At 69.8% G+C, this 22,406-nt stretch carries 8 protein-coding genes and 1 pseudogene; 2 read left to right on the forward strand and 7 right to left on the reverse strand.

Features of this window, described 5'->3' with window-relative positions:
- Positions 1–1,374: pseudogene (locus AB7U92_RS03905) on the forward strand (conjugal transfer protein TraG N-terminal domain-containing protein); the annotation flags it as partial.
- Positions 1,375–1,755: 381 nt separating this feature from the next.
- On the opposite strand, the gene AB7U92_RS03910 reads toward AB7U92_RS03905, so the two are convergent.
- The 7 genes from AB7U92_RS03910 to AB7U92_RS03940 all read right to left on the reverse strand — a co-directional run bounded on the left by AB7U92_RS03910 (position 1,756) and on the right by AB7U92_RS03940 (position 19,825).
- A complete protein-coding gene (locus AB7U92_RS03910; RefSeq protein WP_428574900.1) occupies positions 1,756–2,640 on the reverse strand; it encodes a tyrosine-type recombinase/integrase in 885 nt (294 codons plus the stop codon).
- Complete coding sequence (locus AB7U92_RS03915) at positions 2,577–3,047, reverse strand: AMP-binding protein (RefSeq protein WP_428574893.1); 471 nt, start codon at positions 3,045–3,047, stop codon at positions 2,577–2,579. The genes AB7U92_RS03910 and AB7U92_RS03915 overlap by 64 nt, the downstream gene beginning before the upstream one ends.
- 51 nt (positions 3,048–3,098) lie before the next feature.
- A complete protein-coding gene (locus tag AB7U92_RS03920) occupies positions 3,099–4,193 on the reverse strand; it encodes an OmpA family protein (protein ID WP_428574894.1) in 1,095 nt (364 codons plus the stop codon).
- A 22-nt stretch (positions 4,194–4,215) separates the two neighbouring features.
- Entirely contained in the window at positions 4,216–7,518 is a 3,303-nt protein-coding gene (locus AB7U92_RS03925; RefSeq protein WP_428574895.1) for a hypothetical protein, read from the reverse strand.
- A complete protein-coding gene (locus AB7U92_RS03930; protein ID WP_428574896.1) occupies positions 7,508–18,190 on the reverse strand; it encodes an SdrD B-like domain-containing protein in 10,683 nt (3,560 codons plus the stop codon). The genes AB7U92_RS03925 and AB7U92_RS03930 overlap by 11 nt, the downstream gene beginning before the upstream one ends.
- Positions 18,191–18,455: 265 nt before the next feature.
- Positions 18,456–19,502 (reverse strand): SDR family oxidoreductase, encoded by a 1,047-nt coding sequence (locus AB7U92_RS03935; RefSeq protein ID WP_428574897.1) that lies wholly within the window; start codon positions 19,500–19,502, stop codon positions 18,456–18,458.
- A complete protein-coding gene (locus AB7U92_RS03940; RefSeq protein WP_428574898.1) occupies positions 19,502–19,825 on the reverse strand; it encodes a hypothetical protein in 324 nt (107 codons plus the stop codon). The genes AB7U92_RS03935 and AB7U92_RS03940 overlap by 1 nt, the downstream gene beginning before the upstream one ends.
- 9 nt (positions 19,826–19,834) lie before the next feature.
- Between AB7U92_RS03940 and AB7U92_RS03945 the strand changes: the two genes are divergently transcribed.
- The coding region (locus tag AB7U92_RS03945; RefSeq protein WP_428574899.1) for a Tn3 family transposase at positions 19,835–22,406 on the forward strand (2,572 nt) is incomplete at its 3' end.

Here is a 22,406-nt window from a genome sequence, read left to right on the forward strand (position 1 = left end):
TCGATGGTGGCCGGCGCCACGGCAGGTGCCGCCGCGGGCAATCTGAGCATGGGCAATGTCTCGATGGACCAGATCCGGCTCGCGCCGAACCGGACGTCCGCGTTCATGAGCAACTGGCAGAACGACATCAGCGGCAACACCTTCTCGTCAAACATGCTGACCGGCCGGACCGCCGTCAGCCTGCTGCGCAACCAGGGCTACGCGTCGCGGGTCGTCTCGATGCGCGTGAGCGAACAGGACGTGCAGGACGCAAGCCGCCAGGTCGACGCAGCCCGAAGCGAAGCGGTCGCTGCCAGCACCGAACGTTCGGCGGTGCTGTCCGAGGCATTCACCAAGGGCTTGGCAAAGCTGAAGTCATCGCGAAGCAGCACGGGGTCTACATCCAGCAGCTTTGAGCAGTTGGGGCAGACGCTGAACCGGTTGGACCAGATCACGAGGAGCGTCGCCGACAGCACTGGCATGTCTCAGTCGCAAGTCGCAAACATTGCCTTCGGCGCCGCCGCACACCTGGGACTGAGCACCGCAGTCGCTGGCGGAAAGCTCAATGCCACAGCAGACAAGAGCTACTTGTCGGGCCTGACAGTGCAGGAGCAGAAGGTGCTCGGCAGCATGACCAGCGAGCAACTTAGCGAGTTCAAGCAGTTCGGCGATCGGGTGTCCAGAGATTCGAGCTTCTCGACTGCGGTTGCGGCCGACGCACGTGAAGCCACGGAGATCGCGTCACGCATCAACTCATCTGCCACCCGGACCACCCGTGCTGAAGCTGCGCTGGCGCAAAGAACCAGCTACTCAGAACGCCTGGCCACTGCGCTTGAGAGGGGCGAAGTCATCTCCATTGACCTGGCCCAGGATCCACATAACCTCGCCATGTTCACCCGTTACGCTGAGCAGTACGGAGGCACCAGTGCGGCGGCGCAAGCTCTCTTTGAAGCCGAACTCGCACGTCGAGCCCTCGGGCCGAATCGAACATTCACGGATGGGACTGGCGTGCCAGTGACGTTCGGGTCACTCCCTCCAGAGCATCTTCGCCAGTCGGCAATCGTGGACTCGACCGTCGACGTACCCGGCATGCGCAAAGACTCTGATGCCGCCGTCTGGAGAACTCGCGGGAATCCATCGCCACCAACTGCACCCGCCGAGTCGCCGGAGCTGCGCCGAGATCAAGTGCGAACTGAGGCGACGGCGCTTCGGCAACGCGCTGGAGCGCAGGCAGATCAGCTCGGTCGAAACATCGAAGCCGACCGAGCCGAAGACGGCACCCTCGTGCCGCGTAGGTCCTTGCTGAAGCAGTCCGCCAAGCAAGTTGGCAAAGACGCTGCTACCACGGCCGAGAGCGCAGCCGATGCCGTCAAAGACATCCTGAAGCGGAAGTAGTCAGGAGAGCCGGTCGGGATCGAACATGTGCTTGTCCGGATCGCCATCAGAGGGCTTCATGTACGGGGGATGGCCTCGGTCACGCCAGTAGTTTCGCGCGAGGGCACTAGGTGACGTCGAGCCTGCGCCGTCCATGGAATGCCCTGGTTCACCGACGTGAGGGTTCGACCCTCGACTGCGAGCCACTATGGAGGCAATCGGCGTCGCGAACAATGCGCCCACGAGCGCCATGCCAACCTTCGTAGACGTGTCGTCCTCCAGCGCTGCAACCACGCCGAGCAGAGCTCCCAGACAAACCACGCCGATGAAACGAGCCCACCGCATGTCACGCACCCCCGACCGCGCTAGCGTACTCCCACCTTGCTGCGAGTGCCAGCACATCTAGCCGCGCCGCCTAGCCGAGTCGTTCCGATCTGCAAGGCTGAGCCGACCGATGGGGGCAACCGCAGTCGGACCAGGAAGGTCGTGCGAAGACACCGGAGGTGCTGAGCCAGCCATGGCGAGTCGATCAACTTGATCGGCGAGGTACTGGAGCGCGCGCCGCCGCTCGTCAGCCATCTCGTGATGGTGATACGCGGCCGTCACCTTGTTTCGCTCGGCATGCGCCAGTAGCAGCTCGACTACCTCGCGGCTGAATCCATGCTCACGAAGCAAGGTCGCTGCCGTGCCTCTGGTCCCATGGGGCGAGAAGTCCGGAACGCCGAAGTCGAGTCGCTTGAAGAAGTGGTTCAGCGTAGCGTCGCCGAGCGGCACCGCGGCACTAAGAACCGACGGGAACACGTAGGCCTGCGGCTCCGAGCCGAATGCCTTCAGCAGCCCGAGGAGTTCGAGTGCCTGTCGGGAAAGGTAGACACGGTGCGGCGCCTTCATCTTCATACGCTCGGCCGGGATGTCCCACTGGGCCCGCTCGAGGTCGAACTCGCGCCACCGGGCTCGCAGCACCTCTGACTTGCGGCACATCGTGTACATGAGCATCCGGGTGGCAGCGATGGTCACGAAGTGCGCGCCTTGTTTAGCCACCGACCGCCAGAAGGCTCCCAGTTCTGGCTCGGTCAGATGCCGGTGGTGCTCAGCAGCAGGCACCTCGATGACGCCTCGCAGTGGCAAGGCCGGGTTGACCTCGACGAGCAACTTCTGGATCGCGTAGTTGTAGATCTGCTGGATGTGTTGCCTGACGCCCTCCGCCGTCTTCGGCGTTCCTCTCAAGTCCTCGATGATCGCGAGCACGTCGGCGGGCCGGACGCCGCCCAGCGGCTTCTCGCCGATCGCTGGCCATACGAAGCGCTCGAGCCGGGACTCGGCATGCCGGCCAGCATCAGCACCAGGTGCTCCAACGAGTTGTCCGACAGCACCACGATCGGCCGGCCGGGTGCGAGTTTGAGGTCGAGCAGCGACTGGGCCACCGCGCCCACGCGCGCGCGCAGGCCAGCCCAGGTGAGGGTGCTCCAGGCAGACGATGCGGCTGACGCGGCCGCGGTGTTGGGCTCCGCGAAGGCGATCGACTCTGGCGTCTCGCGCGCCCAATGCTCCAGCCACTCGCCCACGCAGCGCGCATACGGCGCCAGCGGCTCGGGGTGCTGAAGCGTGAAGCCGCCACCCGGCAAGTTGGTGCGCACGGTGCGGCGCGGGGCCAGGCGGGTGGGGTCGGAGAAGAAGTCAGTGGTGAGGTTCACTCGTGCACCCTCGGCTGCGAGCGCCGATGGTGGCACGACTGTGCCGCGCGTCTAGCGGCGCACGCCCACCACTTCCACCTCCACGCGCCGGTTCGGTTGCAGGCAGGCCGTGAGCGCGGGCGTGGCCTGCTTGCCCTCGCACTGGACCACGGGCTGGGCGGCACCGCGACCGGCGGTCGTGATCGGCGCGGTGACGCCACGGGCGAGCAACTCCGCCTTGATCGACTCGGCACGCTGGAGCGAGAGGCGGGCGTTGCGGGTATCGCCGCCCAGGCGATCGGTGTAGCCGGTGAGCGCGATCTCGTCGACCCGGCTGTAGGCCGAGCCCAGACGGCTGGCCAGCTCGTCGAGCTTGGCGCGGCCGTCGTCGAGCAGATCGGCGCGGCCGCCACGCGAGAAGCGGAACAGCGCGGCCGCGCTGATGACGATCTTCTCGCGCACCACCCGCGGCGGGGGTGGGGGCGGCGCGGGCGGAGGGGGTGGCGCGGGCACCGCCACCATCACGGGCGGTTTGACACAAGCCTCGGCCAGCTGACGCGCCTCGCCCAGGCGATCCTCGGCGATCTGCACATAGGGTTTGGCGTGCCGCCAGCCCTGCTGCCGATGCTCGTTGCCGGCATGCACCAGCTCCACCTCGCCGCAAGCCACTTGCGCCTGCGCGCAGGAAAAGCCAGCGTGCTTCTTCAACGCCTCGGCCTGCGCCCAGAGGTCGGGGCGCAAACGATCGGCGCCGTTGACCAGCGGTGTTTGCAGCGCGGGGTCGAGCGTGCCGCTCTGGCGCGTGAGAAGGTGCTCGGTGATGCGACGGCTCTGATCCAGCGCCTCGTCGGGGAAAGCGCCGCGATCGTTGCGCGTGTACTCGTGAAAGCTCACGTCGAGCCAGCACTGCGCCTTGGCCAGTGCGTAGGTTCGCACCGGGTTGGCGCCGCGGTCGTTGGCCGTCTTGATCGCCGCTTGCTGCGTGACGTAAGCCTGGTGGTCGAGCGTGATGCGCTCGTCGGCGATGCGACGCCGCGCGGCGTCGGTCTGCGCGGCGCTGGCCGTCTGCGCGCTGTCCGCGCTGGGCGCCGGGCGGTTGGCGCAGGCGCCGAGCAGGGCGCTGGCGGCCGCGGCGGCCAAGGCAATGAAGTGGAGCTTGTGTTGCATGGTGTTTGCCTCGGTCACGGTCTCAACGGTCAAGGGCGCGGTTGGTTTCGCGCGAGTTGTGCTTGAACAGGTCTTCGTCGAACTTGAAGCGCAGCCGCAGGTACACGCCCGGCTGCGTGTACTCGTAGCCTTGCAACTGCCGGTCGGCGCTGAAGCCGGAGAAGTTGTAGCCCGCCGACAACCACAGGTTGGTGCGCAGCAGGTAGCCCACCTCGGCGCCGAAGGCGCTCTGGCGCGCACCGCGCTGGCCGAACATCGATGACGCGAGCACGCCCACGTCCCAGTTCTCGGTGATGTCCCACACCGCGCGGCCCGACAGCAGCACGGCCTTGAAGTTGTCGTTCACGCCACCTTCGAGCCGGTCCTTGCGCCACAGCGCGGCGGCGCGCCCGGTCAACCACCAAGGGCGGCTCGGGTGCCAGTCGGCGTGGCCGCTGACCAGGTGCGAGTGAAAGCTCAGCGGCTCGGTGCCGCTGGCGTCGCGCTCGACGCGGTACTCGTACTTCGTCAGCGCGTTGCCGCGGTTGGTGTCGGTGTCGCGATAGGCCACGCCCACCTGGAAGCGGTCTTGCAGCACGTCGCCGCGGGCGCGGTAGTCGGTGCGCAAGAGGTAGTTGCGGCCCAGCAGCGTCCAGTCGCGGTCGAGCTTGCGCGCGAGGCTGGCTTGCCACAGCAGTGTGCTGAACGCGTCGTTGGTGGGGGTGCTGGCGGTGTCGTCGGCGTGGCGCAGCTCGAGGCGGGTCGAGCCCTTCCACAGCGGGTTGGCGAACCAGTCCACACCGGCGGCCAGGGCCCAGGTGGTGGGCTGCGCGCCGTCTTGCACGCTCACGCGCTCGGCGGCGGTGGTCAGGCGCCAACCTTCGGCCAGGTTCCACAGGTTGCGCACGCCGCTGGCCAGTTGCAGGTCGCGCGCGGAGATCGCGTCGCGCAGGCGGTACTCGCTGTAGAGCTGGGTGTCCTTGAAGTAGGTGGAGTCGATGCCCAGGCTCATCGCGTCGCTGCGGCGCTCGCCGGCGGCCACGTCGCCGCCGGTGATGGCATAGGGGCTGGTGTAGCCGGTCTGGTGCTCGTAACGCGCATACAGGCGCGTGCGCTCGGCCACGCGGTAGTCGGCGCCCAGCGCGAAGCGGCGCTTGTCGTCACCGTCCACCTCGTGCTCGATTTCGCCGCCCACCGATACGCGTGGACTCACCGTCCAGCCCGCGCCCAGGCGCAGCGAGGTGGCTTCCAGCGAGCGCGCGTTGGGCGTGCCGCCCGAGGGCGGCAGGAAAGCGCCGGGGTTGATGACGGCCACGCCCGTGACGGGGTCGATCAACTGGTTGCCGAAGCCCACCGCGCCGCCGCCCGAGCCGGTGGCGATCGAGCCGTTGAGCCCGGAGGTCGAGCCGAAGGGCGTGCCGGCGATGGGCTGGATCGTGCCGTCGGTCTCGCGCACATGGCGCAGGCCGCCCTCGACCGTGAGGGACTCGGTGACTTTCCAGCGCGCGCCGAGCTGGGCTGCGTCGCGGTGCCCGCCGCCGGGATTGCGGTCCTGGCTGCGCAGGACTTCGCCGAAGAGCTTGAGCGGCTCGGAGAGTTGGTAGCCGGCCTTGGCCTGCAGCTCGCCGCGTCCGCCTTGCAGCGGCGAGGCCGGGTTGTTGAACTCGGGCTCCGAGCGGCCCGCGAAGGCGCGCGCGTCCCAGCGCGCGTCCTCGTGCGCGAGTTCCACACGCCACGCCTGGCCCTGCACGTCGCCGCTCAGGCCCGCGAGGCCGGGGGTGTTGGCGGTGTTGGCCGGGTTGGTGTTGACCTCGCTCGTGCTGCGCGCGGCCTCGGCCACGAGCATGGTGCGCTCGCCCAGACGCCAGCTCGCATTCACGCTGCCCAGCCGGTAGGCGGCCAGCGGGTTGCGATCGTCAACGATCGCGCCGCCGAGTTCGACACCGCGGCCCAGGCGCCATTGCCCATCGAGCCCCGCCACCCAGAACGAGTCGCCGCCCTGATCCACTTCGTAGCTGACGCGCAGGGACACCGGGTTGAGCTGGGTGTCGAAGGCAGGCAGGAAGCTGGTGAGGACGATGCGGCCGGAGAAGGGCTCGTAGCCATAGTCCACGCCGAACGTGAGCGGCGTGGCCGAGACGATGCGCGAGGGCTGGTTGCGATCGCGCACGATCACCTCGACCTTGGCGCTGTCTTCCAGCACCGCGTAGTTGTTGAGGCCGTAGGGCCCGCTGCCCTGGCTCACGAACTCCTCGACCACCTGGCGCAGCGTGTCGCGCATCAGGAAGGCGTTGCCCAGCCAACGCTCGGTCTCGCGGTGCGCGCGGACTCCGTTGGCCGTGCGGTTGTAGTTGCCCAGGCTGCGCTGCGCCAGCGGCGCGACCGCGCCGCCGCCCGAGCGTTGGCTGAAGCCGGCGCCGGTTTCGAAGTCGCCGTACAGCAGGTAGTCCTTGCCCTGGTCGAGGCGCACATACAGGCGCGACGAGGACCGCGCGTCGAAGCCCTTCAACGACGAGTCGCCATAGACCGGATAGAACTCCTCGGGCCGCACGTCGCGCAGCAGCCGCGCGCGGGTGTCCTTGTCGGAGTCGTAGGCGGCCGTGAGCAGCGTGTCGCCGCGGATCACGCCCTTGAGGAAGAAAGCCGCGCGCGCGGCCACGTTGGCCTTGCCACCGCTGAACTCGCGTTCCCAGCGCTGGATCTCGCGCTCGAAGGGGTCGCCCGTGCGCACCGGCTCGATGGGGCCGCCGCGGCGCAGATTGATCACGCCCTCGACAAGGCCGGTGGCGAGCATCTCGCGCATCTCCGGCACATAGCTCACGAGGCCCTCGGCCGTGTGCGCACCGGCGGTGACGCGCAGGCGCACGTCCTGTGGCTCGAAGGGAGCCAGCAGCGAAAAGCGTGCGACGCCCTGTTCCACCGCGAGCTGCACGCCCGGCGTGGCGCGGTCGGCGTCACGGCCTTGCGGGCCGAACTCGTCGGTCGGCGCGCCGGGCAGCAGCACGCGGCCGGCGCTGTGCTCCACGGTGACGAACACCTTGCCCGCGACCGGCTTGCCGTCGGCGGCGAACAGGCGCACGGTGACCTCGACCGCGCTCTGGCCGTCGGCGGGAATCGCGTCGCGGGCCACGTCCACCTGGACGCGCGCAACCTGCGCGGCCAGGCGGTAGTCGGCGCCGCCGATCACCGCGTCGAGCAGCGCGGGCGGCGAGGACGGCGGCGAGAAACCAGGAGACAGCGGCGCCTGCGTCTGTGCCAGCGCGCCGCAACACGCGGCCGCGGTGGCCGCGGCCACCAGGCCCGGCGCCAAGCGTGGGCGGCGGCGGTTCGGTCGATCAGCGTGCATGGCGGCCTCCCGCGTCGCGGTCTTGTTGGTTGCCCAGGGCGGGCACGGGCGTGTCGCGCTCGCTCTGACCGGTTGTCTTGGGGTCGGGTGGATCGCTCGCGGGCCGCGGCCGCACGGGCGCCTGGTTGGCGCCGTCGGTGGCCTGCTGCGGCGCGCTGCCGGGCTTGCTCTCGAAGCGCAGCGGCGGGGCCTTGCGGCGCTCGGTCTCCACCGATCGCACCTCGCCCTGCGCGCGCCGCGCCTTCACCTGCTCGAGCACGGTGTTGCTGCAGCTGCCTTCGATGAAGTCGGCGCGGTGCAGCTCGCCGCGCTTGAGGTCGATGAACAGGCTGTTCGCGTCGCCCAGGTTGCGGTTGCTCGAGGTGGTCAGGCGCGAGCCGCGCGGCAGGGTCAGCGGATCGACCTTGAGCGTGTGGCTGCGGGGCACGAGGCCGCTCATCGAGTACTTGCCCTCGCTGTCGCTGACCATGAAGCTGCCGTCCTCGAAGTACAGCCTCACGCCGGGGATGCCCAGCTCCTCGGCGTCCTGCACGCTGTTGCGGTTGCAGTCCACGAAGATCTTGCCCAGCAGGTGCGCCTCGGGCCCGAAGACGCCGCCTTCCACACGCACACGTGCTTGCGCTTCGTTGGAAGGCACCGAGCCGGGAATCGGCAGCAGGGTGGCCGGGTTCAGGCAGCCCGCGGGCGTGCCGCAGCCGTGACCGCGCGCACGGTTGATGCCGTCGCCTTCTGCCGCGCCCACGCCCACGCGCATGCGGTAGGTCAGCACGAGGGTCTGGCCCGCCGCGATGCCGCCCACGGTGTAGCCCAGCACGGGGCCGGGTGCGCCGATCGGATCGGCGATCGGCGTGCCGTTGACCCGCGCGGTGCCGGCGATGTAGGTGAAGCCGGCCGGCGCGCGGTCACGCACCGTCACCTGCGGCAGGCTCTGGCCCGAGGTGTGGCGGATCGTGATCGTGTAGAGCACGGTCTCGCCGATCTCGGCGCGCTGGCGGTTGGCCTGCTTCTGGATCGAGATGCCGGTGGGTGAGGTCGGGTCGAGCGGGATGTGGTTGTGAATGATGTTGGTGGCCGCCGAGCCGCCGTTGAGCGTGAGGTGGTAGGTGGTCAGCACACCGGGTTGCGCGGCGGGAGCGCCGGCCTGCGGCTGCACGGCGAAGGTGACGGTGGGCCCGCCCGGGGGCGCCAGCAGCGTGCTTTGCGGCGGGATCGCCGTGGAGACGAAGCTGTAGCCCGCGGGCGGCGTGACCGTCAGCGCGAAGGTGCAGCTCGCGGGCGCGCTCGGCGAGAAGAGGAACTGGTAGAAGCCATCGGCGCCCACCGTCATGGAGGTGGCGTTGCCCGTGACCCCATAGCCACCGGCCGCCACGTTGACGAGCGAGGTGGCCGGGTCGTAGCCCGTGCACACGCCCACCGGCGCCAGCGTGACCACCGAGCCCGGCACCGGGCGCCGCGTGGTGGCGTCATAGACCACGCCACTCGGATCGACCGGCAGGCTTTGCTGCGGCAGGTTCTCGCCAGGGCGCAGCACCACGGACAGTTGCGTGATGCTGTCGCGCTCCACGCAGGAGCTGGCGCTGCCGCCGGCCAGCGCAGCCGCGGGGTTGCAGGCCGCGCCGGACGTGCCCTGGCCCGTGTTGCCGTTGACCGGCACGCCGAAGACCACGTTGTTGGCCGGATCGCGGAAGCGCACGGCCAGCACCACGCCGGGAATCAGATCGCCCACGCGGTAGTTGCCTTGCGCGTCGGTGACGGTGGTGCGCACCACGGTGTTGGTGGCGACATCCACCACCTCCACTGTCCAGCCCGGCAGGCGGCGGTCGCCCGCGTCGAGCACGCCTTGCGTGCCGCCGGACTCGAACCAGGTGGTGCCGGTGATCGACGCGGCCAGTTGCACGGGCGTGGGTTGGCGGCACGCGTCGCTGGCGAAGCTGCCGCTGGTGGGTGTGCACGGCGCGAGGCCCGCGGGGTTGCCGTTGAACGCGGCCACATCGGCCGCGCTGGGGCGGCGCGCGTCGAGCTCGCCGCCGCCATCGACCATCACCACGTTTTGCACCGGCGAGGCCGCGGCGGCGCTGGCCGCCACGTTGACCGGCACGATGATCGGGTTCGGATTCGTCGCGCCATTGGCGACCACCGCGCTGCTCGTGCAGCTGAAGCTGCTAGCGCCGGCCGCGCCGGTGCAGACCCAGCCGGTGCCCGTGGGCGCGGCCGCGAGCGTGATGCCCGTGGGCAGGCGATCGCTCACCGTGTAGGCGCCGGTGCTCGGCACCTGGCCCAGGTTGCGCACGGTCAGCGTGTAGGTGCCCGCGTTGTTGGTCGTGAAGATCGCCGGGCTGTGGGTCTTGGTCACCTTGAGGTCGGGCGAGTTGCCGATCTCGGCGAAGTTGTTGCCCACCGAGGCAGCGCCCGGCGGCAGCACGATGGTGCTGATGGCCGAGGGCGTGACGGCCGGTGCGGTGGCATTGCCCACGCTGGCGCCGCCGATGCTGCCGGCCGTGGTGATGCCGTTGACCGTGTCGGGCGGTTGCGTCGGCTCGGTCACGGTGTAGGTGCCCGGGCGGAGCGTGTCGAAGCTGTAGTTGCCCGCCGCGTCGCTCACGAGCGTGCGGTTCACCGCGTTGCCCAGGTCGTCGGTGCCGGTGAGCACCAGGGTGACCGCGGCGATGCCGGACTCGGCGCCATCGACCACGCCGTTGTTGTTGCTGTCGCTGAACACGCGTCCGGCGATCGACGCGCCCGGCACCTCGGCGAAGTTGTGGTTCGGCGAGGCCTGGTTGATGCCCAGCGGGATCGAGGCGATCGCGCTCGGCACCGTGGCCACCGCCGTGGCCGTGCCGCCGGTGGCGCCGGCCGTGGTGATGCCGTTCACGGTGCCGGCGGGTTGCGTCGGCTCGGTGACGGTGAAGCTGCCCGGCGGCAGGTTGGCGAAGGTGTAGGTGCCGTCGGCGTTGCTCGTGGTGCTGCGCGTGACCGTCTGGCCCGCGAGGTCGGTGCCGGTGAGTTCGATCGTCACGCCACCCAGGCCCGATTCGCTGCCGTTGAACAGGCCGTCGTTGCTCGCGTCGGCGAAGACGCGGCCGGAGATCGAACTGTTGGTCGGGATCTCGCCGAAGAGGTTGTTGCTCGACGCCGCGCCCGGCGTGGTGAGCACGATGCCGGCGATGGCGCTCGGCACGGTGGTGATCGGCGTGCCGGTGCCGCCGCCGGTGCCAGGGGTGGTGCGACCGTTGCTCGTGCCGGCGGGTTGCGCCGGTTCGGTGACGGTGTAGGTGCCCGGGCGCAGGTCGGCCACGGCGAAGTTGCCGTTGGCATCGGTGGTGAGCGTGCGGCTCACGGCGGCGCCGGTGTCGTCGGTGCCGGTGACGACGATGCTCACACCCGAGATGCCGGCATCGAGCGGCGGATCGACCGCGCCGTTGTTGTTGGCGTCGATGAAGACCCGGCCGCTGAGGGCCACCGGCGCGATCTCGGCGAACAGGTTGCCGATGGACTGCGCGCCCGCGCCCAGCGTGATGGCGGACACCGCGCTCGGCGCAGCGTTGACGCCGGTCGCGGTGCCGGTGCCCACGGCGGCGATGCTGCCGCGCGTGGTGATGCCGTTGAGCGTGGTCACCGCATTGCCGGCGATCGTGACCACCGGCTGCGCGGACTGCTCGGTGACCGTGTAGCCGCCCGCGTTGGCGGCCGGCAGGTCGTTGAAGAAGAAGTTGCCGGCGGCGTCGGTGGTGGCGCCGCGGCTGATGGTGTTGCCCGCGATGTCGGTGCCGCTCAGCGTGAGCACCACGCCGGCCAGGCCGGTGTCGGCGCCGTCGCGCGTGCCGTTGTTGGCGGCGTCGAGGAACACGCTGCCCGCCACGGTGGCCGGCAGTTCGCCGAAGTGGTTGCCGGCCGAGCCGGCGAGGGCGAGGTTGCTCACCACGATCTGGTTACTGCCGGCCACGCCGGATGCGTTGCCGTTGCCCCAGGCGGCGGGCTGTGTCTGGCACACCGAGTAGGTGCCGCCCACGCTCACGCCGGAGAAGCTGTAGTTGCCGGCCGCGTCGGTGCTCTGCGTCTGCAGCACCGTGCCGCTGCACGTGCTGCCGCCGTACAGCGTGAGCGTGACGCCGGCAATGCGCAGCGCGTCGCCCGCGTCGAGCGCGTTGTTGCGGTCGCTGTCGATATAGACCGCGCCGCTGATCGGCGCGATCGGCAGTTCGCCGAAGAGGTAGCCGCTGGCTTGCTGCGCAGCGGCGATGCGCACGCCGGTGAAGCTGTCGTTGGCGGCGTTGCTGCCAGCGGCCACGCTGGCGTTGCCGAGTGTGTCGATGCCGTCGTTGAAGGTGCCGGAGGCACCGGGAATCGCACCCTCGGTGATCGTGTAGCCGGCGGTGTTGGCCTGGACCAGGCCCTCGAAGAGGTAGTTGCCGGCCGCGTCGGTGAGCACGGTCACGTTGACCGCCGCGCCGCGCGCGTCGGTGCCGGTGAGCGTGACCGGCACGTTGGCGATGCCGAGCTCACCCGCGTCGCGCAGGCCGTTGTTGGTCTGTCCCGGAGGGGCTGATTGATCTTGATAGACCGAGCCGGCCAGAGAGCCCGGTCGCTCGGCGAAGTTCTGCGCCGACAAACCCGTGACCGGCAGGATCGCGATGACGATCTCGTTGGAAGCGGGCGTGGTGCCGTTGGCGCCGATCGATGCGCCGTTGCCGTAGCCCACCGGCTGGGTCTGGCAGAGGCGATAGGCGCCGTCGGCCGGCACGTTGGCGAAGCTGTAGTTGCCGCTGGCGTCGGTGGTGGTGGTCTGGATCACCGTGCCGGCGGCGCAACTCGCGCCGCGCACCAAGGTGACCGTGGTGCCGGGGATGCGTCCGGCATCGCTGCCGTCGAGCACGTCGTTGCGGTTGGCATCCACGAACACGGTGCCGCTGATCGACACCAGCGCCACCTCGGCGAAGAGGTTGTCCGGGCTGTTGGCGCCGGGCGCGAGACCGATGGTGCTGATCGCGCTCGGCGTGGTGCCCACGGCCGTGGCCGTGCCGGGTGTGCCGGCCGGCGCGCCGTTCACCGGCCCGGCGGTGGTGATGCCATTGGCCGTGTTCGCCGGCTGCGTGGGTTCGGTGACGGTGTAGCTGCCCGCGCGCAGGTTGGCGAAGGTGTAGCTGCCGTCGGCCGCGGTCGTGGCGGTGACGGTGGCGCCGCCGATCGTGACGTCGTCGCCGCCACCCAACTGGCCGTCGAAGCCGTGGTCGATGCCGGTGAGCACGAGCTGCACGCCCGACAAGCCGGCGTCCGCGCCGCCGGTGGGCGGATCGAAGGCGCCGTTGTTGTCGGCGTCGAGGAAGACGCGGCCCGAGATGCTGCCCGGCGGGCGCTGCGTGAAGTTGTTATTCGAGGAGTTGGTGAGCAGGCCACCGAGCGCGATGCCGCTGATCGTGCCGCGGCTGGCCACCGAGCCGCTTGAGGCGCCGGTGCCACCGGTGGAGCCGGGTACGGACTGGCCGAGCACGTTGAGGGCGGGTGAGCCGACCAGCGGGTCGTAGCTCACCGTGTAGCCGCTGCCGTTGGGCTCGGCCAGGCCGGTGAAGGCGTAGCTGCCGTCGGCCGCCACCGTGGTGCCGAGGCTGACGGCGTTGCCGCTGGCATCGGTGCCGGTGAGCGTGACCGTCTGGCCCGCGATCGGCGTGTCGCCGGTGTTGAACAGGCCGTCGTTGTTGAGGTCGGTGAAGATGCGGCCGCTGATGCTGCGGTTGGTCGCGATCTCGCCGAAATTGTTGTTCACCGATTCGGCGTTGGGCGGCAGCGTGATGGGCACGCTCGCGCCGCCGTTGTTGCCGATGCGGCTGGTGCCGGTGGGCGATGTCACCGACGACACGCTCGGCGCGGTGGCGGTGCCCGAAGCGCCGCCCGGCGCCGCCACGGTGGTATTGAGGGTGTACACCGGCCCGGCGGTGGTGATGCCGTTGGCGGTGCCCGGGGCTTGCGCGCCTTCCGTCAGCGTGTAGCTGCCCGGCCGCAGGTTGGTGAAGGCATAGCTGCCGTCGCTGGCGGTCGTGGTGGCGAGGCTCACTGCCGCGCCAAGGTCGTCGGTGCCGGTGAGCACGACGGACACGCCGCCCAGGCCCGATTCGCCGGCCTGGATCGAGCCGTTGTTGTTGGCGTCGAGGAACACGCGGCCCGAGAGGCGGCTGGGCACGACTTCGCCGAAGTGGTTGCCCGTCGAGCTCTGCCCGCCCGCGACCACGATGCCGGTCACCGCGCTCGGCGTGGTGCCCACGGCGCTGGCGGTGCCCGCGCTGCCGCCTGGCGTGGCGGCGCCGGCGGTCGTGATGCCGTTGAAGGTGCCGGCCGGCTGCGTGGGCTGGCGCACGCTGTAGGTGCCGGGCGCGAGGCCGAGGAAGGTGTAGCCGCCGAGCGTGTCGGTGGTGGTGGTGGCCACCACGGCGCCCAGGCTGTCGAGCAGCTCGATGGTGACGCCGGCCAGCGGCACGTCGGTCGCTTCGATGCTGCCGTTGTTGTTGTGGTCGCGATAGACGCGCCCGCCGATCGACGCGAGCGTGTTGGTGATCGACAGGTTGGCCGTGGCCGGTTGCGGGCTCGGGCCACCGTTGGTCTGCAGGCCGCCCGCGGCGATGACGTTGTTGTACGTGCCCTCCACGGTGCCGGTGACGTTGACCGCGATCACGCAGCCGCCGGCCGGAATGCTCGCGCCGCTGGCGTAGGTGACGCTGGTGGCATTGGCCGCCGCGGTGATGCTGCCGAGCGTGCAGGTGGTCTGGGCCGTGACCAGCGGCGTGCTGGCGGACAGCCGCATCTGCGAAGGCGCGACCGGCAGGTTGTCGACCAGCGCGCTGGTGAGCGTGATGGCGCTCGCGTTCGGGTTGCCGAGCGAGATGCGCAGCGTCGCGCTGCCGCCGCTGGCGATCTGCACCGGCGAGAACTGCTTGCCCAGCGTGGGCGGCGTCAGCGTGGTGAACGGCGCGCTGGCCGGGTTGGCGTTGGTGACGCCCTCGTGGCTCGTCAGGCTCCCCTCGGGGATGACGTTGGTCCACGTTCCCAGCGCATGGCTCACCACGTCGAACGCGAATTCGCAGGAGCTGCCGGCCGCGACGGTGGCCCCGGCGATGCGCGCGACCGTGGCGCCAGCGTTGGCCGTGACCGTCACGGGAATCGAGATCGGGCCGCTCGGCTCGCTGAGCGTGGTGCTGGCGCAGGTGGTACTCGCGTTGGGCACCGTCGCGACATAGACGCCCGCGGGCAGCGGATCGGCCAGTCCGACGTTGCTGATGGCCGAGGTGTTGGGGTTGGCCAGCGTCACGGTCAGTCGGTTGACCTGGCCCACCACGCGATTGCCGTTGCTGAAGGCCTTGCTCACCACCACCGGCTGCAGGCCGCGAAACACCGCGCTGGCCGGATCGTTGTTGGAGACCGGGGCGCCCAGGTCGTTGGTACCCGTCACGCCGCCGGCGGCGATGGTGTTGGTGAAGCTGCCCGTGCCGCTGCTTTGCACCAGCAGGCTCACCTCGCAGATGGCCGGTGCCATCGCCGAGCCGGCCGCCAGCGAGCCGCCGCCGAGCGACACCGTCGTCGAGGTCGCGGACACGCTGGCGCCGACGCAGGTGGTGGACAGCGCCGACGGCGTGCTGGGCGTCAGGCCCGCGGGAAGGTTGTCCGTGAAGGCAAGGTTGGAGACCGCCGACGCCAGCGTGTTGATGAGGCGGATGCGCATCAGCACCGGCGTGCCCGGCGCGGCCGCGGCGGGCGAAAAGCTCTTGTCGACGCCCAGCGATGCGAGGGTGGCCAGGGTGCTGCTGAAGGGGTCGCTGTTGGTGACGCCCTGCGCATTGGTCACCACGCCGGCAGGCAGCGTGTTGACGAAAGACCCGGAGGCGATCAGCGTGACGTTGAGCGCCACCACGCAGCTCGCGCCCGAGGGCAACGCGGCAATCGACATCGAGAACGCGCTGGCACCCGGCAAGGCGGTGAGCACCGCGCCGGCGCAGCTGCTCACGGCGTTGGGCGTGGGCGCGATCACCATGCCCGCGGGCATGTTGTCGGTGAAGGCCAGATCGGTGAGCGCCACCGACCCCGGCTGACTGTTCTGCACCGTCACGGTGAGGCGCGAGGTCGAGCCCACCGCGGCCAGGGCGGCCGGCGAGAACGCCTTGCCGATGTTGACGCCGGGCGACGCGATCTTGTTGAGCGTGGCGCTCGCCGGACTGGCGTTGAACACGCCGTTGTCGGCCGTGACGTTGCCCGCGGCGATGGTGTTGACCGAAGCCGTCCCCACGGAAGAGACGACGTTGAACTGCACCAGGCAGGTGGTTGCCGCGTACAGCGTGACACCCGTCAGGCTCACGCTGGCCGCGCCCGGCGCGGCGGTCACGACAGGCGTGCCGCCGCAGGTGGTGCTCGGCTCGGCGGGGTTGGCCACCGCAAGACCCGCAGGCAGCGGGTCCGACAGGCCGAGGTTGGTGAGCGCGGAGACGCCCACGTTCTGCAGCGTCAGCGACACGCGCGACACGCCACCGGCGCCCACCACGGTTGACGGCGAGAAGGACTTGCCGACGTTGAGCACCGAGTTGACGGTCAGGCTCGCGCTCGCGGCCGCCGCGGCGTTGAACGTGACCGGGCCGGCGCCGTTGTCCACCGTGCCGGCCGCGTTGGCTGCCGGGATGGTGTTGGTGTACGGCCCGCCCGGCACCACGCCCAGCACGCGGAAGCTGACCGTGCAGCTGCCGCGCTGCGGCACCGTGAGCCCGCTCACGGCAAAGCTGGAGCCACCGGCGGTGTAGGTGTAGCTGGGTGCGCCGCCGCAGGTGGTGGCGGGGTTGGCGGCGCTGGCGACGCGAACCGCGTTGGTGGCGCCGAACAGCGGGCTGTCGGTGAAGCCCGCGCCCGTCATGTCGTTGAAGCTGTTGTTGACCAGGGTCACGGTCACGAGCGCCGTGTCGCCCTGGAACACCGCGGTCGGCGCCACGCTCTTGGCGATGGTGAGCCGATCGACGTAGGGCCGCGTGTCGGTCACCGCAGCGCCTTGCAAGGCCGAACCGCCGCCGTTGTAGGTGATGTTGCCGGCCGGAATGGTGTTGACGATGGCCGTGTTGGCCGGCCAGTTGTCGGGCACCTGCACCGTGAACTCGAGCGTGCAGGTGGACGGGCTCGCGCCGGAGCCCGCAGGAACCGAGATGCCGTTGAACACCGGCGCGGCGGCCGTGCCGGTCACGCTCGTGGGGCCGGAGCAACTTGCGCCGCTCACCGTGGGCGCGATCGACGACACGTAGGTCACCTGCGCCCCGCCGGCCAGCGGGAGCGGATCGGTCACCTGAACGTCGGTGAGCGCTCCGAGCGAGTAGTTCGAGATCGCGACGCGATAGACGATGCGGTTGCCGGGGGCCACGCTGCCCGCGCTGTTGCTCGGGTTGCGCGGGTCCTGGCCGGCCTTGGTGGCGGTGATCTGGTCGTAGGCGGTCAGGGTGGCCGAGGCATTGGCGCCCGTCATCACGCCGACGTCCGCGTCGGCGCTCGTGTACGTCACGTTGGTGATCGTGTTGGCGTAACTGCCGTCGTTGCTCACGCTCACCGGCACGGTGTAGGCGCAGGTGCTGTTGGCGGGAACGCTGATCGCCGCGCCGGCCACGAGGGCGGTGCCCGCCACCGCGGTGATCGCCGACGCCGCCGAGCAGCCTCCGGGGTTGGCGCCGGCGGCGGTGGCGCCACCGGGCGCGAGCACGGTCATCGCGCCCGCGGGCGCCGGAAGGTTGTCGGTGAAGGCGAGCGCGCTGATCGCCGCGGCGGAGCGGTTCTGCAGCGTGATCGTCATCGTGACGGGTGCATTGGCGCCCGCCGGGTTGGGGCTGAAGCTCTTGCTCGTGAGCAGGGGCGACTGCACCGTCAGGCTGGTGTTGACGACCGCGCTCGTCAGTCCTCGGCTGTTGCCCACGCCGCCGGCAGGCACGGTGTTGGTGGCGGTGTAGCTGTTGGTGCCGTTGCTCGCCGCGGCGAGCACGGTGAACGTGATCGTGCAGGTCCCGCTGCCGGCCATCGTCGTGCCGCTCGGGAACGTCAGATTGGGAAACGAGCCGCCCATCGGCGTGGCCACGCTCGGCGTGCCGCCGCCCGAGCAGACGACCGAGGGCGTGTTGGTGGCCGACAGGCTGGCCGGCAGGTTCTCCGTGATCGTGCCGAGCTCGACCGTGCGCGCGGCGTTCGGGTTGGTGATCGTGATGCTGGCGCTGGACGTTTCGCCCATGCGAACGGTGGTCGGCGAGAAGCTCTTGGCCACCGTGAGGTTCTGCAGCTTCGTCACCTGAATGGTCTGGGCCGCGCTGCTGGTGTTGCTCACCGGCGTGACGCCTTCCAGGCCGCTCACGCCACCGACAAGGATCTGGTTGTTCAAGGTGGCGGTGCTGCCCGCGGCGGCGCCGGTGGGACCGGTCACCTGGACACGGACATAAACCTCGCACACGCCGTTCACTCCGGCCGCGAAGGCGGGGATCTGCAACAGGCTGAAGCCGAAGCTGCCGCCGCCCGGCGCCGCGCTGAAGTTGGCGGCGCTGAAGGCACCGCAGCCCGCGCTCGCGAAGGGCTGCGGGTCCGAGGCGATGGTCATGCCCGCGGGCAGCGTGTCGGTGCCCTGCAGCGCGGTCACGACCACCGGGCTGTTGTTGAGCACGCTGATGTTCAGCCACACCACGTCGCCCTGGCTGACCGCCGAGGAGATCGGGGACGGTTCAGCGCCAGCACCGCTCCACGAGCCGGGCAGGAAGGTCTTTGACGGCGTGATGGCTGCGTGGGCGGTCCCGGCCCCGAAAACCAGCAGTGCCGAAAGAATCGCGCCTAGCCTTGTGTTTAGTGAGCGTCGCATCTGATTTATGGCCTGTTTCATCCGATCTTCAGTGGCGAAAGCCGCTTGCGATCGACGGAAATGAGGCCCTGCTCGACCCCAGTTCGCTGCTTCAGACGGTGGCGGCGGCGCCGACTTGCGCGATGTACCAATCGACCGTTTCGGCCAGGCCCGATCGCACGTCGTGCGTGGGTGCGTAGCCGAGATGACGCGCCGCCTTGCCGATGTCCGCCAGCGAGTGCCTCACGTCGCCGGCGCGTTCGTTTTCGTGACGCGGCAGCAAGGTGGCCTCGGGCCACGAGCGCTCGCCGAGCCGCGCCGCGATGTGCCGATGCAGTTCGAGCAAGGTGGTGCGCTCGCCGCAGGCGACGTTGTAGATCTCGCCGGTGACCACCACGCGGTCGGCGGTGGCCGCCAGCAGGTTGGCCTGGACGGCGTTGGCGACGTAGCTGAAGTCGCGGCTGGTCTGTCCATCGCCATTGACCTGCACCGCCTGCCCGTCGAGCATCTGCGCGATCCAGCGCGGTATCACCGCGGCATAGGCGCCATGCGGATCCTGGCGCGGGCCGAAGACGTTGAAGTAGCGCAAACCCACGCACGACAGCGCCCACTGGCGCGCGAACACCTGGGCGTAGATCTCGTTGAACACCTTGGTGGCGGCATAGGGCGACAGCGGCTGGCCGATGCTCTGTTCGACCTTGGGCAGCCCCGGGTGATCGCCGTAGGCGGCGCTCGAGGCTGCATAGACGAAGCGCTCGATGCGAGCGTCGCGCGCGGCGACCAGCATGTTCAGGAAGCCATCGACATTCGTCATGTGCGATGCGATCGGATCCGCGATCGAGCGCGGCACGCTGCCCAGCGCGGCCTGGTGCAGCACGCTGTGCGCGCCCTGGCAGACCGCACGACACTCGGCGAGGTCGCGGATGTCGCCTTCGATCATGCGGAATCGCTTCCAGCGGGACTCGCCGACGTGGTCCCGCACCAGCTCCAGGTTGCGCCGGGAGCCGGTGGCGAAGTTGTCGAGCCCCACCACGTCCTGATCGAGCGACAGCAGCGCTTCGAGCAGATGCGAGCCGATGAAGCCGGCCACGCCGGTCAGCGCCCAGCGGCGCGGGCGGGCCGCCAGGTCGGCGCGTGCGATCTCGATGGCCGTCGCCATCACAGCCTCCACACGTAGCGGCCGGCCGCCTCGATCGTGGCGCGATCGTGAGTGCCCTTCACATCGACGAAGACGCCGCCCGGGGCGAGCCTTTCCAGCAGGCGCGCGGTGCCCATCTCGCGGTACTCGTCATGCGCCACCGCAGCGACGAGCGCCGACGCCTTGGGCAGCTCGTCCCAGGACACCAGCTTCACGCCGTACTCGGGGTAGTCGTACTTTTCGTGCAGATTGGTGCGCTTTCGGCTGAAGCCCAGCATCCATGCGGGTTTCCGGCGGTCGCCACCCCCGCAAGATGAGCGCCCGACCGGGTTGACGGGGGCCATGGCGGTACATTGATCGCCCACCTGCTGCTGACCAATGCCATGCCCGCATTCGCCTTGCGCTTCGTCGGCCAGGAGGCCCTGCCGCCTCGCCTGAGTGAGTTCGACCGGGAACAATTCTTCACGCTCACGTCGACGGACGTGGCGGCCATCCGGGAGCAGTTCCGCAGTGACCACCGCCTGTCCGCTGCCCTGATGCTCATGTTCATGCGCGTGGCCGGCCGACCCCTCGATGGGTTCAATGTGCTGCCGCGAAACCTGCTGCGACATACAGCCCAAGTCCTGGCCGTGTCGCCGCCGTCCATCGCCAGCCTGCGCTCGATTTACAAGCGCCGGCAGACACTTTCCAAGCACCAGCTCTGGGCCAAGACCTACCTGGGCCTGCGCGAACTGGAGCCCGATGACGAAGCCGCGCTGGCGGCCACGCTGTTGGCACAGGCTGCGGATGCCTCCCACTCCGATGACCTGGTCCGATCGGCCTGCCAGTGGTTGTTCACGCGCCGCATCCTGATCCCCGGCGCGCGCCGCCTCCAGGACTGGGCCAGAGGAGCCTTCGCAACGGTCGAGGCGCAGATCCTCAGCGAGGTGAACGCTGCCGTGCCGTATTCCGCCGCCAGCAAGGTGATCGACTCTGCCTACAGTGCCCGACCGGGTGGCGACGGCACGCACCTGGAGTGGCTGAAGACGCCGTCGAAGCGTCACGGCCCCAGCACCCTTGCCGAGACCCTCGAGAAGGTCCGCTTCCTCAAGGCGCTCGGTGCCCACGACTGGAACCTGAGTGCCGTGTCGCTGGCCAAGCAGCAGGCCTATGCCCGGCAGGTCCAGGCCCGGCGCCCCGTGAAGACGCGAGACATCAAGCCACCACGCCAGCTGATCGAGTTGATCTGCTTCCTGCGGGTGACCCTGCTCGAACTCACCGACGTGGCGCTGCTGCAGTCCAGCCGGCGCAGCCAGCAACTGTTCCGCGAGGCCGCCGACAAGGCCCAGTCGAACCGTGTGCGCGGCACGACCAGCCTCGTCAATCAAGCTGCCAAGGCGCGAGCCGTCCTCCACGACGAAACCAAGACCTGGCAAGCCCGCGTCATCGAGGCCAGAAAACTCCTCGCTGAACTGGCCGAGACCGCAGGCGGCAGCTTCGTCTCGCAGGTGCGCAAGGCCCTGGCCGAAGACAGCCAGCGTGTGCACGCCTGCCTTGCAGCGCTGAAGGATCTGGCCTTCGGTGGCCGCAGTGGCGATCCCGGATTCGAGCAGTGGCAAGCTTGGGCAGAACTGCAGCGCCAGGGAGCGACCGAGATCAAGGAAGACGTCCCGCTGCCAGACGTGGGCGCGGCCTGGCATGGCCTGGTTCGAGACCTCGACCCACGCTCGGGGTACCGGGCCTACGAGGCCTGCACGATGATGTCCCTGCGCAAGAGCCTGCGCCGTGGCAGCGTCTGGCTGGACCATTCTTTGAGCTTCCGGGAGCGGGACCAGATGCTCATCCCGCCGGCGCAATGGGCTGTGCAGCGCGACGAACAGGTCGAACTGCTCGGGATGCCCACGTCGGCGGCCGAGTTCCTGGAGCCCCTGCTGGCCAACCTCGTGGCCGGCATCTCCGCCGTGGCCGAGGCGCAGCGGCGCGGCAAGATCGACATCGGGCCCGACGGCATGCTCCACCTGCCGGCGATCACGGCACTGCCGGATCAAGCCGAGCCGGTCCGCACCCGCGAGACCATCTACAAGCTCATCGGCAGCGTGCAGTTCCCGGACCTGCTGCTGGAGGTGGATGCCGCCACCGGGTACAGCGAGGCGCTGCTGGGCCACCGCGCGCAGTCCACCGGCGAGCTCGTCGCTCTGTACGGTGCCTTGCTGGCTCACGGCACGGATGCGGATGCCAAGGGCGTCGCCGCGATGATTCCTGGGCTCGAGCCAGCGCAGGTCACGGTGGCCATGCGCGCGTTGGAGGGCGGCGGACGTCTGCGCCGCGCCAATGAACGCGTGGCCGAGTTCCAGAGCAGGATCCCGATCGCGGCCCTCTGGGGCGACGGCGACAAGGCGTCGGCCGACATGATGTCGCTGGACGCGTCCCGCCACCTGTGGAATGCCCGCGTCGACCCGCGCCGGCGCACCTATGCCGCAGGCCTCTACACCCACGTGCGCGACCGCTGGGGCATCGTCTACGACCAGCCCATCGTGCTGAACGAGCGTCAGGCTGGCGTCGCCATCGAAGGTATCGAGGAGCACAACAGTGCGGCGGATCGGATCCGGATCTCCTTGCTCGCGGTCGACACCCATGGCTACACGAACCCCGCGATGGCCGTCGCCAAGCTGCTGGGCTTCGATCTGTGTCCACGGCTGCGGGATCTCGCCGAAAGAAGGCTGTACCTGCCGCGAGGCTTCAATGTGCCCGAGGGCCTGGAGGCCGTCACCGTCAGGCGCGTGTCCTTGGCCGCCATCGAACGCGGCTGGGACGAGCTACTGCGCCTGGTGGCGTCGATCCGTTCGGGACGTGTCTCCGCTACGCTGGCGTTGCAGCGCTTCGGGTCGGCCGCTCAGGGGGATCCACTGCACCGGGCCGCGGAGCACCTGGGCCGACTGCTGCGAA

Origin of the sequence: Piscinibacter sp. (genome assembly GCF_050175855.1) — a bacterium.
Taxonomy (GTDB): Bacteria; Pseudomonadota; Gammaproteobacteria; order Burkholderiales; family Burkholderiaceae_C; genus Piscinibacter.

What these genes read in the sequence shown, in the direction of transcription:
- AB7U92_RS03920 (WP_428574894.1), bottom strand. Translation starts at nt 4,193, where the DNA reads ATGCAACACAAGCTCCACTTCATTGCCTTGGCCGCCGCGGCCGCCAGC.
- AB7U92_RS03925 (WP_428574895.1), bottom strand. Translation starts at nt 7,518, where the DNA reads ATGCACGCTGATCGACCGAACCGCCGCCGCCCACGCTTGGCGCCGGGC.
- AB7U92_RS03935 (WP_428574897.1), bottom strand. Translation starts at nt 19,502, where the DNA reads ATGGCGACGGCCATCGAGATCGCACGCGCCGACCTGGCGGCCCGCCCG.
- AB7U92_RS03940 (WP_428574898.1), bottom strand. Translation starts at nt 19,825, where the DNA reads ATGGCCCCCGTCAACCCGGTCGGGCGCTCATCTTGCGGGGGTGGCGAC.